This window comes from Yoonia sp. SS1-5, assembly GCF_038443705.2.
In the GTDB taxonomy this organism is placed as follows: Bacteria; Pseudomonadota; Alphaproteobacteria; order Rhodobacterales; family Rhodobacteraceae; genus Yoonia; species Yoonia rhodophyticola.
The window spans coordinates 2,243,631-2,257,751 of record NZ_CP151767.2 but is presented as its reverse complement, the minus strand read 5'-3'; the positions used below and the strand labels follow the sequence as shown (position 1 = coordinate 2,257,751).

Annotated in this window: 13 protein-coding genes and 1 riboswitch; of the genes, 5 read left to right on the top strand and 8 right to left on the bottom strand. The window is 58.3% G+C overall.

Going from position 1 to position 14,121, the window contains the following annotated elements:
* Positions 1 to 54: 54 nt before the first annotated feature.
* Together AABB31_RS12720 and bhcR are read right to left on the bottom strand one after the other, a co-directional pair.
* Entirely contained in the window at positions 55 to 2,082 is a 2,028-nt protein-coding gene (locus AABB31_RS12720; RefSeq protein WP_342077773.1) for a bifunctional diguanylate cyclase/phosphodiesterase, read from the bottom strand.
* Positions 2,083 to 2,236: 154 nt separating this feature from the next.
* Positions 2,237 to 3,076, bottom strand: coding sequence for an HTH-type transcriptional regulator BhcR (gene bhcR / locus AABB31_RS12715; protein ID WP_373634825.1), 840 nt, complete (start codon positions 3,074 to 3,076; stop codon positions 2,237 to 2,239).
* Between the two features lie 164 nt (positions 3,077 to 3,240).
* On the opposite strand from bhcR, the gene bhcA reads away from it, so the two are divergent.
* The 4 genes from bhcA (at position 3,241) to bhcD (ending at position 7,624) form a co-directional block, all read left to right on the top strand.
* The gene (bhcA, locus tag AABB31_RS12710) at positions 3,241 to 4,431 is read left to right on the top strand and encodes an L-aspartate--glyoxylate aminotransferase BhcA (protein ID WP_373634823.1); all 1,191 of its coding nucleotides are present in this window, start codon (positions 3,241 to 3,243) and stop codon (positions 4,429 to 4,431) included.
* The gene (gene bhcB, locus AABB31_RS12705) at positions 4,431 to 5,396 is read left to right on the top strand and encodes a beta-hydroxyaspartate dehydratase BhcB (RefSeq protein ID WP_373634822.1); all 966 of its coding nucleotides are present in this window, start codon (positions 4,431 to 4,433) and stop codon (positions 5,394 to 5,396) included. Before bhcA ends, bhcB begins: the two co-directional genes overlap by 1 nt.
* Positions 5,397 to 5,408: 12 nt before the next feature.
* Complete coding sequence (gene bhcC, locus AABB31_RS12700; RefSeq protein WP_342077774.1) at positions 5,409 to 6,572, top strand: 3-hydroxy-D-aspartate aldolase BhcC; 1,164 nt, start codon at positions 5,409 to 5,411, stop codon at positions 6,570 to 6,572.
* 86 nt (positions 6,573 to 6,658) lie between these two features.
* Positions 6,659 to 7,624 carry an iminosuccinate reductase BhcD gene (bhcD, locus tag AABB31_RS12695; protein WP_373634821.1) on the top strand — a complete coding sequence of 322 codons (966 nt, stop codon included), beginning with the start codon at positions 6,659 to 6,661 and terminating at the stop codon, positions 7,622 to 7,624.
* Here bhcD and AABB31_RS12690 read toward each other — a convergent pair.
* Genes AABB31_RS12690 through AABB31_RS12665 form a run of 6 tightly spaced genes read right to left on the bottom strand, consistent with a single transcriptional unit; the run spans position 7,621 to position 12,074 of the window.
* Complete coding sequence (locus tag AABB31_RS12690) at positions 7,621 to 7,785, bottom strand: hypothetical protein (protein WP_342077775.1); 165 nt, start codon at positions 7,783 to 7,785, stop codon at positions 7,621 to 7,623. The genes bhcD and AABB31_RS12690 overlap by 4 nt on opposite strands.
* A complete protein-coding gene (locus AABB31_RS12685) occupies positions 7,782 to 8,207 on the bottom strand; it encodes a hypothetical protein (protein ID WP_342077776.1) in 426 nt (141 codons plus the stop codon). The genes AABB31_RS12690 and AABB31_RS12685 overlap by 4 nt, the downstream gene beginning before the upstream one ends.
* Positions 8,197 to 9,441 (bottom strand): agmatinase family protein, encoded by a 1,245-nt coding sequence (locus tag AABB31_RS12680; protein WP_373634820.1) that lies wholly within the window; start codon positions 9,439 to 9,441, stop codon positions 8,197 to 8,199. The genes AABB31_RS12685 and AABB31_RS12680 overlap by 11 nt, the downstream gene beginning before the upstream one ends.
* Entirely contained in the window at positions 9,422 to 10,189 is a 768-nt protein-coding gene (locus tag AABB31_RS12675; protein ID WP_342077779.1) for an ATP-binding cassette domain-containing protein, read from the bottom strand. Before AABB31_RS12675 ends, AABB31_RS12680 begins: the two co-directional genes overlap by 20 nt.
* On the bottom strand, positions 10,186 to 10,998 hold the full coding sequence (locus tag AABB31_RS12670; RefSeq protein WP_342077780.1) for an ABC transporter permease: 813 nt from the start codon (positions 10,996 to 10,998) through the stop codon (positions 10,186 to 10,188). Before AABB31_RS12670 ends, AABB31_RS12675 begins: the two co-directional genes overlap by 4 nt.
* A gap of 11 nt (positions 10,999 to 11,009) precedes the next feature.
* The gene (locus AABB31_RS12665) at positions 11,010 to 12,074 is read right to left on the bottom strand and encodes a putative urea ABC transporter substrate-binding protein (RefSeq protein WP_342077781.1); all 1,065 of its coding nucleotides are present in this window, start codon (positions 12,072 to 12,074) and stop codon (positions 11,010 to 11,012) included.
* Positions 12,075 to 12,171: 97 nt separating this feature from the next.
* A riboswitch (guanidine-I (ykkC/yxkD leader) is annotated at positions 12,172 to 12,281 on the bottom strand.
* Between the two features lie 509 nt (positions 12,282 to 12,790).
* Between AABB31_RS12665 and AABB31_RS12660 the strand changes: the two genes are divergently transcribed.
* Entirely contained in the window at positions 12,791 to 14,023 is a 1,233-nt protein-coding gene (locus AABB31_RS12660) for an ABC transporter substrate-binding protein (protein ID WP_373634819.1), read from the top strand.
* The last annotated feature ends 98 nt before the right edge of the window (positions 14,024 to 14,121 follow it).

Here is a 14,121-nt window from a genome sequence, read left to right as displayed (position 1 = left end):
TCGCCTGTGGATTTGGAAGGTTGCCACCGGGCATAAGGTTTGCGGTCAAAAGGCTCAAGCCCGCAATGGCCATGGACCACCTTCAACGCGGTCCCCAATTGGTGCGCCAGTGTAGTCCCGAAGCCACTGATCAAAGTCACTGGCGGCCATTGGCCTGGCAAAACCATAGCCTTGCCCCACGGCACATCCGCATTTGCCAAGATGTGTGGCTTGGGCGTCTTCCTCGATCCCTTCTGCGACGACCAGCAGGCCCAGTTCCACAGCCAACGCCAGTATGGCGCGCACAACACTGTCGGCGCCGGGGTCCGGCAGCGGGGCGATGAGGGACCGATCCAGCTTGATGCCCGTCAATGGCAACTGAGTCAGCTTGGAAAGCGATGCGTATCCGGTACCAAAATCATCCAGTTCCAGCGACACGCCGCATTCCGCCAGACCATCAATATTAATCGCCGCCATATCGTCGGACCCTTCGATAAGCGTTGTTTCCAGAACCTCGATCACCACCTGGTCAACTTGCAGGTCGGTTTTGTGCAGATGCATCAGCAGCCGTTCAATCAGATGCGGGTCGGCGATTGTGGCAGGGGCGGCATTTAATGAAATACAGGGGCGCCAGCCGCTGTCCTGCTGCCATTGATGAGCGTATTCAAGCGCCGCCTTCCAGACTGCATGATCCATATCGACAATCAGACCAGCCCGCTCCGCGGCGGGCAGAAATTTGTCTGGGGTCAGCAGGCCACGGGTGGGGTGACGCCATCGCGCCAGCACCTCTGCCCCGCGAAGACGACCATCGGCCAGTGAAATCTGCGGCTGGAACCACGGTTCGATCTGGCCGTCCTGTATGGCGTCGCTCAATTCCAGTTGCAGTTGTCGCATTGCGGCGACTTCGTCATGCAGTTCCTGTGAAAAGCCCACGACCCGCTGCCAGTCATGCTGCTTGGCTGTCTGAAGTGCGATTTCCGCATGGGTGAGGATCTGTTCGTGATGTTGGATATCTGGCGTGATTGTCACATGTCCGACAGCCGCACCGACATTGATGCAGCGGCCGCCCGCCACATATGGATCGGCTGAAATACAGGCCAGCGCCCGTTTTGCCACAATCTCTGGTGCTTCATTCGTCAGAATGACAAATTTGTCCCCACCGGCGCGTCCGACAATTTGGTCGTCATCAACGCAGGTCTTCAGACATTCGGCAACGCCAACAAGAATAAGATCACCCGCTTCGTGCCCGACGGCATCATTGATCGCCTTGAACCCGTCAAGGCCCAACAGCAGTAAGGACATGTCGACCAATGCATCTGATTTGATGCCTTCGCAAAGGTGCGCTGCTACCAGGCTGCGGTTGGGCAGACCTGTCAACGCATCGTAATTCACCAGATGTTCAAGCTTGGCATTTGTGGCCTCCAGCTCGCCCTGTGACCGGGTGAGTTTTGCGGTTCTGGATTCGAGCCGCCGGATCGCATGTTTTGCCGTCAACTGCGCGGGCAGGAAAATGAAAAGCGTGATGATAACCAGTCCACCGGCGGACAGCGCCAGAACGGATCGCAATACCTTTTTCAATTGCCGTGTTTCCTGACGACCGGCCAGCTCGAACAGATCTGTGGCTTGTTTGAGGGCCGCGAACAGCCCGGTTTCATCATGCAACAGATGCATGCGGCGCAGCAAACCGGGCCGCTGGTCGGGCGGAAAAAGTGCCAATTGATTCGCGAGGTCCGCGAATTGCCGCATCTGCCCGTTCAAAGGCGCCCGCCCTGAATAGTAATGTTGGTAGAGCGCGTCCGACCACACGCCACCCTGCATCAGGTCCAGATGCGCGGTCTCAAATTCATGTGTGAGGTCAAGCAATTGCCGCGTATCGGCACCTGCGCCGTCGGTCAGTTGGGCCGCCTTCAACAGCACACTTTGACTGAGAACCGCTTGTTTCGCGCTGGCCTCGACCACTTGCGTGATCTCTGCCCCCTTGGCAACAATGCGGTTGCTGACCTGATTGATGACCAGAAGCAGCCCGAAAATCAGGCATAATGCAGCGGAATAGTGGAACCACAGTCGCGCCGGGTTGATGCGGTTCCCCGTCCATTTCATCATTGCGCCGATGCGGTGCATGCCAACTTCTCACTCCAACTCGGCCTCCAACATGATCAAAAACTCTTAAGTTATCATTGCATTTGCCCAAAATTTCCCGGTTGGCGCGAAGCCCATGATTGAGATCCAGCGCCCCAGTTTGACCGGTTCGTGGCTGCTATGCGGGGACGTCGCCACCGATCGCTTGTGACAGTGATCGCGCTGCAGCCATCACCGATTGGCTCAGCCGTTCAATGTCGTCCTTGCCGACGCGGCTGATGGGGCCAGAGACGGAGATCCCGGCAACCGCTTCGTCATGGACGTCAAAGACCGGCGCCGCAATACAGCGCATCCCAAGGTTTTTTTCTTCGCCATCAATCGAAAACCCGGCACTGCGGATTGTATCGAGATCAGCGCGCAACGCCGATATGTCAGCCAGTGTATGTGGTGTGAACACGTCGAGGCTACGATCCCCCAAGATGCGTGCCAGCCGGGCGTCATCCATATGTGCCAGCAGCGCCTTGCCGATGCCTGATGCGTGCATCGGTGACATGGTGCCGGGCGGAAAGAAGGCGCGAATGCTGGCATGGGTCTCGACCTGGCTGACAAACAGCACCGACCCGTCCTTTTCAATTCCCAGATTTGCGGTTTCGCCAGTGTCCTCCATCAGCTTGCGCAAGATGGGGCGCGCCCTTTCCACAAGGCTGGTGCGCCGCAGAAAACGGGCGCCGATGACAAAGGCCTGTGACCCGATGTGCCAGACCTGTTCGGCCGGATCGAACTCGACCAGACCCCGACCTTCCAGCGTGACGAGTATGCGATAGACCGTCGCGGGCGATTGGCCCATCTGATCAGATATGGTGGTCAGCGCCTTGCCCTGCGCCTCGCTCAGGAATTCCAACACCGCCATAGCACGGTCGAGCGATTTGATCGTATTTTGGGCCGTTTTGTCATGCCAGTCACGCGGACGGCCCCGGGCGCGGCGGGGTCCATCTGCCTCATCATGTGCTGTTGCCATCCGTATTCTCGCAAATAAATAAAATTCGTTTTCACATTATGAAAAAATCAAACCACTGACAACAAACAAATTTCTACGTTTTTTCATTTTTGAAAAATAATTTCAAAAAAATTTCACTCCGCATCGACTCGATGTAAAACGGCCTCAACGAGGAGGAGACAGCGATGAGCTTTCAAAACCCAGTATTTATCCCGGGGCCAACAAATATCCCCGAAAACCTGCGCAAGGCATGTGACATGCCAACGATTGATCATCGGTCGTCCCTGTTTGGCCAGATCCTGCATCCTGCCCGCGAAGGCGTGCGCCGGATCATCAAAAGTACTGACGCCGAGATTTTCATCTTTCCGGCGACAGGGACCGGCGGTTGGGAAACTGCGTTGACCAATTGTCTCAGCGCCGGTGACACGGTTCTGGCGGCGCGCAACGGTATGTTTTCGCATCGCTGGATCGACATGTGTGAACGGCATGGGTTGGATATGCGGATCGTCGATGTCCCCTGGGGGGCGGGAATACCTGCCGATCAGTATCAGGACATCCTGACGGCCGACAAGGACCATGCCATCAAGGCTGTCCTGGCGACCCATAATGAAACTGCGACCGGTGTGAAATCTGATATTGCGGCTATTCGCAGGGCGCTTGATACAGCAGGGCATCCCGCACTGCTTTTTGTTGACGGGGTGTCGTCCATCGGGTCGATGGATTTCCGGTTTGACGAATGGGGCGTTGATGCTGCGGTGACCGGGTCACAAAAGGGGTTCATGCTGCCTGCCGGGCTTGCTATTCTTGGCCTGAGCCAGAAGGCAATCGCCGCCACCCACGACGCGACCCTACCACGAACTTTCTTTGATATTCGCGACATGGCGGCAGGGTATGCCAAGGGGGCCTATCCTTACACGCCGGCTGTTGGGCTGATGAACGGGCTGAATACGGCATGCAACATGCTGCTGACCGAAGGGTTGGACAATGTCTTTGCCCGGCACACCCGTATTGCCACAGGGGTCCGGGCGGCAGCAGACGCCTGGGGCCTGGGCCTCTGCGCGGCCTCGCCTGATCTTTACTCCGACACGGTGACCGCAATCTGCACACCAGCGGGGTTCAATGCGACAGATATCGTCACCCATGCGGCAGACACATACGGCGTGGCCTTTGGCGTTGGTCTGGGTGATGTTGCGGGCAAGGTTTTTCGGATCGGCCATCTGGGCAGCCTGACAGATGTCATGATGCTGAGCGGGATCGCAACGGCCGAGATGTGTATGGCGGATCTTGGTCTGGATATCAGGCTGGGTTCGGGCGTTGCAGCGGCGCAGGAATACTACCGCGCGCACCCTGCCAACACACAACGGGATGCGGCCTGATGAAGGATAGCAGTATGCAAATACCAACTTTCGCGGATGTGCTGGCCGCGCATGGCCGGATCGCCCCGTATATTCACCGGACGCCGGTGCTGACCTCTGCCTATCTGAACGATCTGACCGGTGCGCAGCTTTTCTTCAAATGCGAGAACTTCCAGAAGGCGGGCGCGTTCAAGGTACGTGGCGCGTCCAACGCCGTCTTTGGGCTGGACGAGGCGGCAGCGGCCAAGGGGGTTTGCACCCATTCATCGGGCAATCACGCGCTGTCATTATCGTATGCGGCAGGCCGCAGGGGCATTCCCTGCAATGTTGTCATGCCGCGCACAGCGCCGCAGGCAAAGAAAGACGCAGTGAGGGGCTATGGCGGTATCATCACGGAATGCGATCCATCCACGACCTCCCGCGAGGCAGTGTTTACTGGTGTTCAGGCTGCGACAGGGGGGGACTTCGTCCATCCTTATAATGACCCACGGGTTATCGCGGGTCAGGGCACTTGCAGCCGGGAACTGATCGAACAAACTGACGGTCTGGATATGGTTGTCGCCCCGATTGGTGGCGGGGGAATGATTTCGGGCACATGCCTGACCCTGTCCAATATCGCGCCCGAGGTGCAGATCATCGCCGCCGAGCCTGCGCAGGCCGATGACGCATATCGCAGCTTCAAGGCGGGGCATATCATCGCCGATGATGCGCCCGATACAATCGCGGACGGGCTGAAGGTGCCGCTGAAGGATTTGACATGGCACTTCGTGTCCAACCACGTGACCGACATCCTGACCGCCTCTGAGGCCGAGATCATCAGCGCGATGAAGCTGACATGGCAACGGATGAAAATCGTGATCGAGGCCAGCTGCGCGGTGCCGCTTGCCACGATCATCAAGAACAAGGACCGGTTCGCAGGCAAGCGGGTCGGTGTGATCATAACAGGTGGCAATGTCGACCTCGACACGCTGCCATGGACGCTATGAAGGGAGAGACAGATGAACACGCATGTCAATCTGAACGGGCTTGAGGTGGGCTACGACGTGCCCGCATTGCCGGGCATGGACGAGGCCGACATCCAGACGCCTTGTCTGGTGCTTGATCTGGACGCGCTGGAACGCAACATCAAGAAGATGGGCGATTATGCAAAGGCCCATGGCATGCGCCACAGGGTCCACGGCAAGATGCATAAATCGGTGGATGTGGCCAAGTTGCAGGAAACCTTGGGCGGTGCCGTCGGGGTCTGCTGTCAGAAAGTGTCCGAGGCCGAGGTTTTTGCCCGTGGCGGGATCAAGGATGTTTTGGTGTCCAATCAGGTGACCGCCCCGGCCAAGGTTGACCGGTTGGCGCAGATGCCCAAACTTGGCTGCCGTGTGCTGTGTTGCGTCGATGATCCCGCCAATGTTGCTGATCTTTCGGCGGCGGCAGCGAAACATGGCACGCAAATCGAATGTCTGGTGGAAATCGACTGTGGTGCAGGGCGGTGCGGGGTCACAACCACCGCCGATGTGGTCAAGATTGCGAAACTGATTGACGCAGCCGATGGTCTGAAATTCGCAGGCATTCAGGCCTATCAGGGCGCCATGCAGCACATGGACAGCTATGATGATCGCAAGGCCAAGATTGACGTGGCGATTGCGCAGGTCGCCGATGCGGTCGACGGGCTGAAAGCCGCTGGGCTGGATTGCGATATCGTGGGCGGCGGTGGCACCGGGTCTTACTATTTCGAAAGCAACTCTGGCGTTTATGATGAACTGCAATGCGGGTCCTATGCGTTCATGGACGCCGATTATGGGCGGATCCTCGACAAGGATGGTCAGCGGATTGATCAGGCCGAATGGGAAAATGCGCTGTTTATCCTGACCACCGTGATGAGCCATGCAAAGGCCGACAAAGCGATTGTCGATGCGGGGCTCAAGGCGCAATCGGTCGATAGCGGCCTGCCCACCATTTTCGGGCGCGACGATGTGGCATATCTGAAATGCTCAGACGAGCATGGGGTGGTCGGTGACCCCGATGGCGTTCTGAAAGTGAATGACCGGCTGAAACTGGTGCCGGGTCACTGCGACCCGACCTGCAACGTGCATGATTGGTATGTGGGCGTGCGCAACGGCAAGGTCGAGACGCTTTGGCCGGTGTCGGCGCGTGGCAAAGCGTACTGATATCTGCCCGTGCTGCCGTTAATCGCAAACTTCTGGACGCCCGCTGAAAATGCGGGCCGCCATCCCCTTGTTCGAAAGCTTTCCTTATGTTGATCGTCCCTGAACGTGAAATCGCCAATCTGATGACCCGGGCGGCGGCCTTTGATGCGGTCGAACAGGTCTTTGCGGCCATGGCCGCCGGTGACGCCTACAACTTTCCGGTCGTGCGCGAGGCGATTGGCCATGAAGAAGCGCTTTATGGTTTCAAAGGGGGGTTTGATCAGGCGGGGCTGACACTGGGCCTGAAGGCTGGCGGCTACTGGCCCCACAACCTTGAAAAGCGCGATTTGATCAACCACCAATCCACGGTCTTCCTGTTCGATCCCGATACGGGCAAACCCAGCGCGATGGTGGGCGGCAATCTTTTGACGGCACTGCGCACTGCCGCTGCATCCTCGGTGTCCATCAAGCATCTGGCCCCGCCAGACGCAAAGGTGATCGGGATGATCGGGGCCGGCCATCAGGCGACATTCCAGCTGCGCGCTGCATTGGAACAACGGCGCTTTGAAAAGGTCATCGGCTGGAACTATCACCCCGAAATGCTGCCCAACATCGCGAAAGTGGCGCAGGAAGCAGGCCTGCCCTTCGAAGCTGTGCAGCTAGACGGGATGGTCGAGGCGGACGTTATCATCTCTATCACCTCGGCCTTCGCGCCGTCACTGATGGCCGGTCACGTATCACCCGGGACGCATATTGCCTGCATGGGCACCGACACGAAGGGCAAGCAAGAGGTCGAGGCCGCGTTGCTGGCGCGATCCGGCGTCTTCACCGATGAGGTTGCACAGGCGATCAGCCTCGGTGAGGCACAGCACGCCATCGCGGCTGGGTTGATCAGCGAAGGCGACATCAACCAGCTGGGTGCCGTCATCAACGGCACCCATCCGGGGCGGATCAGCCCCGATCAGATCACGCTGTTTGACGGCACCGGTGTTGGCTTGCAGGACCTTGCGGTCGCGGCTGCTGTCGTCGCACTTGCCGCGGCCAAAGGGGTTGCGATCAAGGTGGATATCTAGCGGGCCTTGTGCCGCTGATAGAAGGCGGCGCACACCATCGCGACAAGGACGACAATGGCCAACGCAGGCGCGGCTGTCGGCATATGTGCCTCGGGCGCGCTGTGATGGGCCCATGCGGGCATTGTGGTTGCAAGCAGAAGGGCAATTGCAGTCTTGATCATTGGTCGAGCTCCGATTTTTTGGCCAAAAGAAAGTCGCGAATATCCGTCGATGATTTCTCGTCCAGCGACACATAGACGAGTGACATGTTGGTCCGCTCTGAAACCATCTCGCCGGGGAACGGCAGATAGCTTAGCTCGCGGGACCCAAATGATGGCGAGGCCGTGCCGACCTGCCAATCCGTCGCCAGTTGGACATCAACCAGCTTCAGCGCCTTTGGACCGGCCTTGCCGGGTTTCTCGAACGGCACACCGGCAAGACGCAGATAGGCGGTTTTATCCGCGGCCTGCACGAAACCGTCAATGAACTGGGTCGCAAGCACCTGAATGGCGGCGGCCTCGTCGGCGGCGTCCATATGGCTGTGCAGGTGATCGCCGTGGCTGTGATTGTGGCCGATATGGCCACCGACAATGTCATGTGGCATTGGACCACCTCTTTCCTTCGAATTCGCCGTGCGGAATGGAAACGGGCTTGTCGATATGTTTCTTATGCGCGCCCAGCTTGCCCGCAGCCACCATGGAGCCCAGCACATCCACAATGACCCGGGTGCCCATCAATGCGGTAATGTCCGACGTGTCATAGGGGGGTGAGACCTCGACCAGTTCCATGCCGCAGATACCCTCGGCCGCCACTTTAGAGGCGAGGGCCAGCGCCTCGCGAGGCAGGAAGCCACCGGGTTCGGGCCAGCCGGTCCCGGGGACAAATCCGCAATCAATGCTGTCGATATCGAAGGACATATAGACCATGTCGACGCCGTCCCACGCCATTTCGAGCGCCATTTCAGCGGTCTTGTCGATCCCCATCTTTTCCATGTCGCCCATGGTGATGATGTTGGTTTCACGCTCGCGGGCGACTTTCACCGCCTCGCGCGGGACCTGCCAACCGCCGATGCCGACCTGCACAAGGTTCTTGGCTGGCACATTGGGCAGGTTGGTCGAATGGAACCACGGGGTTGTGTGCATCCGTTCATCAAGATCCTTTTCCTGAATGTCGGCATGGCGGTCAAAATGGACGATGCCGATCTTCTTAGATGTGCATTCCGCGATGCCGCGCACGCAGGGGAACCCGATGGAATGATCCCCGCCAATCATGATCGGCAGCGAGCCCGAAGAAAACACGTGGCTGACGGCGCGGCTGATCTGATCAAAGCTTTTTTCGATATTGGCCGGGATGGTGAACACGTCGCCCGCGTCGCAGAGTGTCATCTGCTCGCGCAAATCCACACCCAGCTCGTAATTATACGGGGTATAAAGCGCGCTGATCTTGCGCAGCCCCTGCGGGCCAAAGCGGGTGCCCGGGCGGTAGGTTGTCCCGCCGTCAAAAGGAATGCCAAGGACGGTTGCGTCATAGTCTTTCACCTCTGTCACGTCTTCGGCGTAAGGCGCCTTGAGAAAGGTGTTGATGCCCGCATAATGCGGCAGCTCACCGCGCGCGAAGGTCGGGATAGACTTGTCTTCGATTGTGTCTGCGCCGGTCAAACCCATGCGCAGGGCCCAGCGGCGTTCTTCATCCCAGCGACCCTCGGGGATATCCGCCTCGGCCTGCATTGCCTTCCAGCCGCGCAGCTTGGTCAGGTCAGGGTGGTGCGGCCGGGCCGCATCATGGCGCATATCGCGCGGGTTGTGAGAGCGCGTGCGCTCAGGCGGGCCGAAAAACATGGGTTTCCTCCTTGAGTGTCTGGAAAGGGATGCCGCCGTCGCGGGCGTCAAAGTCGTAAGTAATCGTGGCGCCGTAAGCCTCTGGGTCGGTCGGGTCCCAGCGCGGCTTGTCAAAGACAAGGACGCGGTCGCCCAGCTTGAACCCTTCTTCCAGGTCATGCGTGACCATAAATACGGTCATGCCCGTCTCGGCCCGCAATTCCAGCAGGAACGCATGCATGGCAAGGCGGGTGCCGGGATCAAGCGCGCCAAAGGGTTCGTCCAGCAACAGCACACGCGGCTTGGCCGTCAATGCCTGACCGATGGCAAGGCGTTGCTGCATACCGCCCGACAAGGTTGCAGGATACTGGTCTGCCACATGGTCCAAGCCACATCGGGCAAGCGTTTCATCGGCACGGGCGCGGGCGGCTTTCGCCGGGGCCCCGAAAAAGCGCCCCCACGGGCGTTGAAAGGCCTCGCCGGCAACAATATTGTCCCGCACTGTCAAATGCGGAAAGACCGAATACTTCTGAAACACCACACCGCGTTCCAGTCCGGGTTCGGTTGCTGGTGGGTTCCCGTCGATGCGGATACTGCCCCTTGTGGGCTTTTCCTGCGCCAGAAGCAGGCGCAGGAATGTGGATTTTCCACAACCCGACGCCCCAACGATTGAGATGAATTCCCCTTCGGCCACCGTAAGGTTCACCCGTTCTATGATCGGGCGCTTTCCATAGGTTTGGAAAATATTCTCGACGACGACAAAGCTCACAACCCGGCCTCCGCCCATGGAAAGGCCTTGCGAGACAGCGTTTTCAGCATCCAGTCGATGACGAATGCAAGGAAGGTGATCCAGATCACATAGGTCAGGATGACATCCATGGCCAAATAGCGGCGCACCAGAAAGATGCGATAGCCAAGACCCTGATCGCTGGCGATCGCCTCTGCCGCGATCAGGAACAGCCAGGCAGGCCCGAGCGACAGGCGGATGGCCTGGATCAGGCGGGGCAATAGCTGTGGCAGCCCAACGCGCAGAACGATGACCCAGGTTGACGCGCCCAAAGTCTCGGCCTTGACGATCTGCTCGCGCGGAATCTCGAGGGTGCGACCGCTTAGATCACGGATCAGAAATGGCAGGATGCCAACGACAATCAGGACAACCTTTGACAATTCGCCAAGGCCGAAGACAATGAATAGGATCGGCAACAGGGCCAATGGCGGGATCATTGAGATCACCGCGACAAATCCGGCCAATGTGTTGCGGGCCAGCGGGATCAGCCCGATCAGCAAACCAAAGACCAGTCCGAACAATGCGGATAGCCCGACGCCGATTGCCAGTCGGCGCAGGCTTGATGCGGTATCGTGCCATAACAGAATGCGGCCCGAACGCCTGTCACCTTCGGTGAAGAGGCGCTGGGCGGTTTCCAGCACCGTGGCGGGTGCCGGAAGCAGTTTGTCCGATGGGTTTTCCAACAGCCGATAATACGACGCCACGGCGTAAGCCACGAACATCAGCACAAAGGGCAATGCCGCAAGGAACACCGACAGGGCCGGCCCCGGCTTTTTGTTGATCAACCGCATCGGAACAGAACTTACAGCGCGCCGTCTGCGGCCATCTGCATATAGGTCGTGTCGTAACGGAAGGTGACGTTATTGGGATCACCGGTTACGGATCCATCGGGGTATTCCACCCCCACGAAATCGGGCGAGGGGGCGCCTTCGCCCAGAATACCCTTATCCAACAGGAATGCGGCCACGTTGGTCATGGTTTCCGGCAGATCTGCGCCTTGGGTAAAGCTGACAGCCTCTGCGGGGTCGTAGAACATCTGCGTCGATGCTAGCTGCGCCTTGTAGCCGTCCAGATCAGTGCCCGATGCTTCGGCCATGGCTGTCAGCACCTCTTCATCACCGGCAGCCATCAGGCCCATGACCTCGTACCACGCCCCAACCATGGCCTTGCCAAAGTCAGGATTGGCAGCAAGTGTTTCGGTATTCACGACCATCAGGTCGATGATTTCACCGGGGATGTCCGAACTGTCGAACAGCTTGTTTGCGCCGGGTTCTTCCATGATGGCGGACACAAGCGGGTTCCAGGTGACAACAGCCTGCACATCATCCGTCGCATAGGCCGCAATCATATCTGCGTCAGAGGTATTGATGACACCGTCAAGATCAGCTTCGCTTAATCCGGCGCTGTCTAGTGCGCGGGCCAGCAGGTAATGGGATACGGACAGCTCAACCAGATTGACGGGCGCACCGGCAAGGGATGCCAGATCGCCCTCGCCCTTCAGGATGACCGCATCATTCCCGTTAGAGAAATCGCCGACGATCAGGGCTGTGGTGTCAACGCCGCCGCCCGATGGGATAGACAACGTATCCATGTTGGTGGCTGACACACCGTCAAAGGCACCGGCCGTGTACTGGTTGATGGATTCCACATAGTCGTTGATCTGCACGATCTCGACATCAATGCCATATTTGTCCGCCCATTTGTCCATGATGCCGCTGTCTTCGAGATACCCCCAGGGCATCCAGCCAACATAGATCGACCAGGCCACGCGGAATTCGGTTTTTTCCTGCGCTATGACGGGTGCAGCAGTACTGGCCAGAATGGTGCTGGCGAGTATGGCAGTTTTCAAAAAGTGACGTTTCTTCATGGGGGACCCCCTGTGCTGATCGGTTCCGCCCAAGAAAATAAACAGACCAACCGCAGGCGGATAAAAGAGAATGGCGCGGTTGAAACCTGCGCAGGAGTTCTCCCGGGATTTTGCCCCGCCGTGTACCAGACCGGATTTTGCCGAGCCGGCGGCACTTCTCGGACCAGACCCTCAAACGTGTGAGGCGGAACCCTAAATGCCCTGCGATTTCAGGCTAGGAGCTATTTCACGGCAAATCACAGGGGCGCGGGTGCCGATTGCGACGCTGGTGCGTCGGGATGCAGAAAAAAGGGGCAAAATCGGCCGATTCGCACAGTTTTTCACCCAAGCGGGGATTGCGTGGGCTGGTAAATCGCGGGGCATCATCCACCCAATATCAAAAATAAAGTACGATTTTGCATTTTTAGTGGACTAAAATGCGATCTCCGTGGCATCAATGATGCACAGACGCTGGGAGGACCTGTGAAATGATACCCGTCAGCGCGCTTGGACTGCTCACCATTGCGGGTGAGGCAGGCGACCAGCGCAGAGGTCGCATAGCCGTGCGAAGAGGCACCCGGTCTGTAAAACCATTGGGTGTTGCCGGGCTGCTTGCTCGCGCAGGCGGCGGGACTGACCTGCCGGTATTTGAAACTCACATCAGCATCAGAGAACGGGGCGATCACACCGGTTGGGCGCCCCAAAATTGAGAAAGCAACAGTAGCGCGGAGGAAGCTATGACCAACAAACTGACAACATTTATGACCACGGCGGCTTTTGTGGCGTCGATTGCACAAGGGGCTGCGGCGCAGGATGTCGTCCTCGACGTGTCCGCCTGGAAAGGCAACGAGGCCGAGCCTGCAGGATTGCCCGAGTTGATCGAAAAGTTTGAGGCTGAAAATCCCGGTATCGACGTTGAATTGTCTTATATCAGCCGATCAGACACCGACATTGTTATCCCGCCACGTTTGCAAGGGGGCAATGCACCCGATGTGTTGATGGTTGATATGCCACTCAGCCGTGCATGGGGTGACGCGGGCCTGCTGACCGATTTTGGCACTGACCCTGAATGGTATGGGCGGCTGACGCCCGCCCTGCGGGACGCGGTTACCTTGGATGGCAAGGTGTTTGCAATTCCATTGGAAGTGATCGGCATGGGGCTTTACACCAATATGGGCCTGTTGCGGCAGGTAGGAATCGAAAGCCCCCCGCTGACAATCGACGACCTCAAGGCAACCTGCACCGCGCTAAGTGATGCCGGCATCAACCCCATGTTGATGGCAGGTGGCTATCCGATCACGTTGTTCACCATTGCAAATGGGCTTGAGGCTGCAACCACCCCCGTCGGCGATTTGGGGGATGGGACGGCGAAATTTGTTGATGACGCAGGTTTCAGCGCGACGCTGGACACCATCCGCGAATTGGCTGCCGCAAATTGTTTTGATCCCAAGGTCATGGCCGGTGTTGACCCGTGGAGTACCGCATTGGCCGAATTCAAGGCTGGCAACTTTGCCATGTTACCGCAAGGGGCTTGGAATATCGGGAACTTCAGCGAAAGTGAGGATCTGGATTTTGTCTTTGGGCCAATCCCGTCGCGATCAGGTTCCGGCGTGGCGGCAGATCTGTTCGGGATTGCCTGGGCCGTCAGTGCGGCGACTGAAAATGCCGAGGCTGCAAATGCGTTTGTGACCTTTTTCACCCAACCTGAAAATCTGCAAGTCCTGCTAGACGCGGAATCGGCCTATTCACCGTTTGACGACGGTGCCAGTGGTACTCCGGACTTGGCCGCAGCCTATGACGAAGCCCGCGCAGCGGGCGGGATCGTGAACTATCCCTTTGCCGTCCTGCAGTGGCCTGCATCCCTCGATCCAGAGTTTTGGGACAGCCTGACGGGCTTCCTGCTCGATATGGATCAGGACAACGCTGATATTCTGGTGCGCTGGGATGAGACGGTCGAGGACAGCCTCTGATCTGCAAATCATCGAGACGACCGGTGCTGATTGCGCTGGTCGTCGCAAATAGGCTTTCATAGGCCCGGGACCCTGCGTAAAGCTGCCGTCAGTAATTG

Bases quoted from the DNA above. Each gene is read 5' to 3' on its own strand.
- AABB31_RS12720 (WP_342077773.1), bottom strand. From the start codon at position 2,082: ATGATGAAATGGACGGGGAACCGCATCAACCCGGCGCGACTGTGGTTC.
- bhcR (WP_373634825.1), bottom strand. From the start codon at position 3,076: ATGGCAACAGCACATGATGAGGCAGATGGACCCCGCCGCGCCCGGGGC.
- bhcA (WP_373634823.1), top strand. From the start codon at position 3,241: ATGAGCTTTCAAAACCCAGTATTTATCCCGGGGCCAACAAATATCCCC.
- bhcB (WP_373634822.1), top strand. From the start codon at position 4,431: ATGAAGGATAGCAGTATGCAAATACCAACTTTCGCGGATGTGCTGGCC.
- bhcC (WP_342077774.1), top strand. From the start codon at position 5,409: ATGAACACGCATGTCAATCTGAACGGGCTTGAGGTGGGCTACGACGTG.
- bhcD (WP_373634821.1), top strand. From the start codon at position 6,659: ATGTTGATCGTCCCTGAACGTGAAATCGCCAATCTGATGACCCGGGCG.
- AABB31_RS12690 (WP_342077775.1), bottom strand. From the start codon at position 7,785: ATGATCAAGACTGCAATTGCCCTTCTGCTTGCAACCACAATGCCCGCA.
- AABB31_RS12685 (WP_342077776.1), bottom strand. From the start codon at position 8,207: ATGCCACATGACATTGTCGGTGGCCATATCGGCCACAATCACAGCCAC.
- AABB31_RS12680 (WP_373634820.1), bottom strand. From the start codon at position 9,441: ATGTTTTTCGGCCCGCCTGAGCGCACGCGCTCTCACAACCCGCGCGAT.
- AABB31_RS12670 (WP_342077780.1), bottom strand. From the start codon at position 10,998: ATGCGGTTGATCAACAAAAAGCCGGGGCCGGCCCTGTCGGTGTTCCTT.
- AABB31_RS12665 (WP_342077781.1), bottom strand. From the start codon at position 12,074: ATGAAGAAACGTCACTTTTTGAAAACTGCCATACTCGCCAGCACCATT.
- AABB31_RS12660 (WP_373634819.1), top strand. From the start codon at position 12,791: ATGACCAACAAACTGACAACATTTATGACCACGGCGGCTTTTGTGGCG.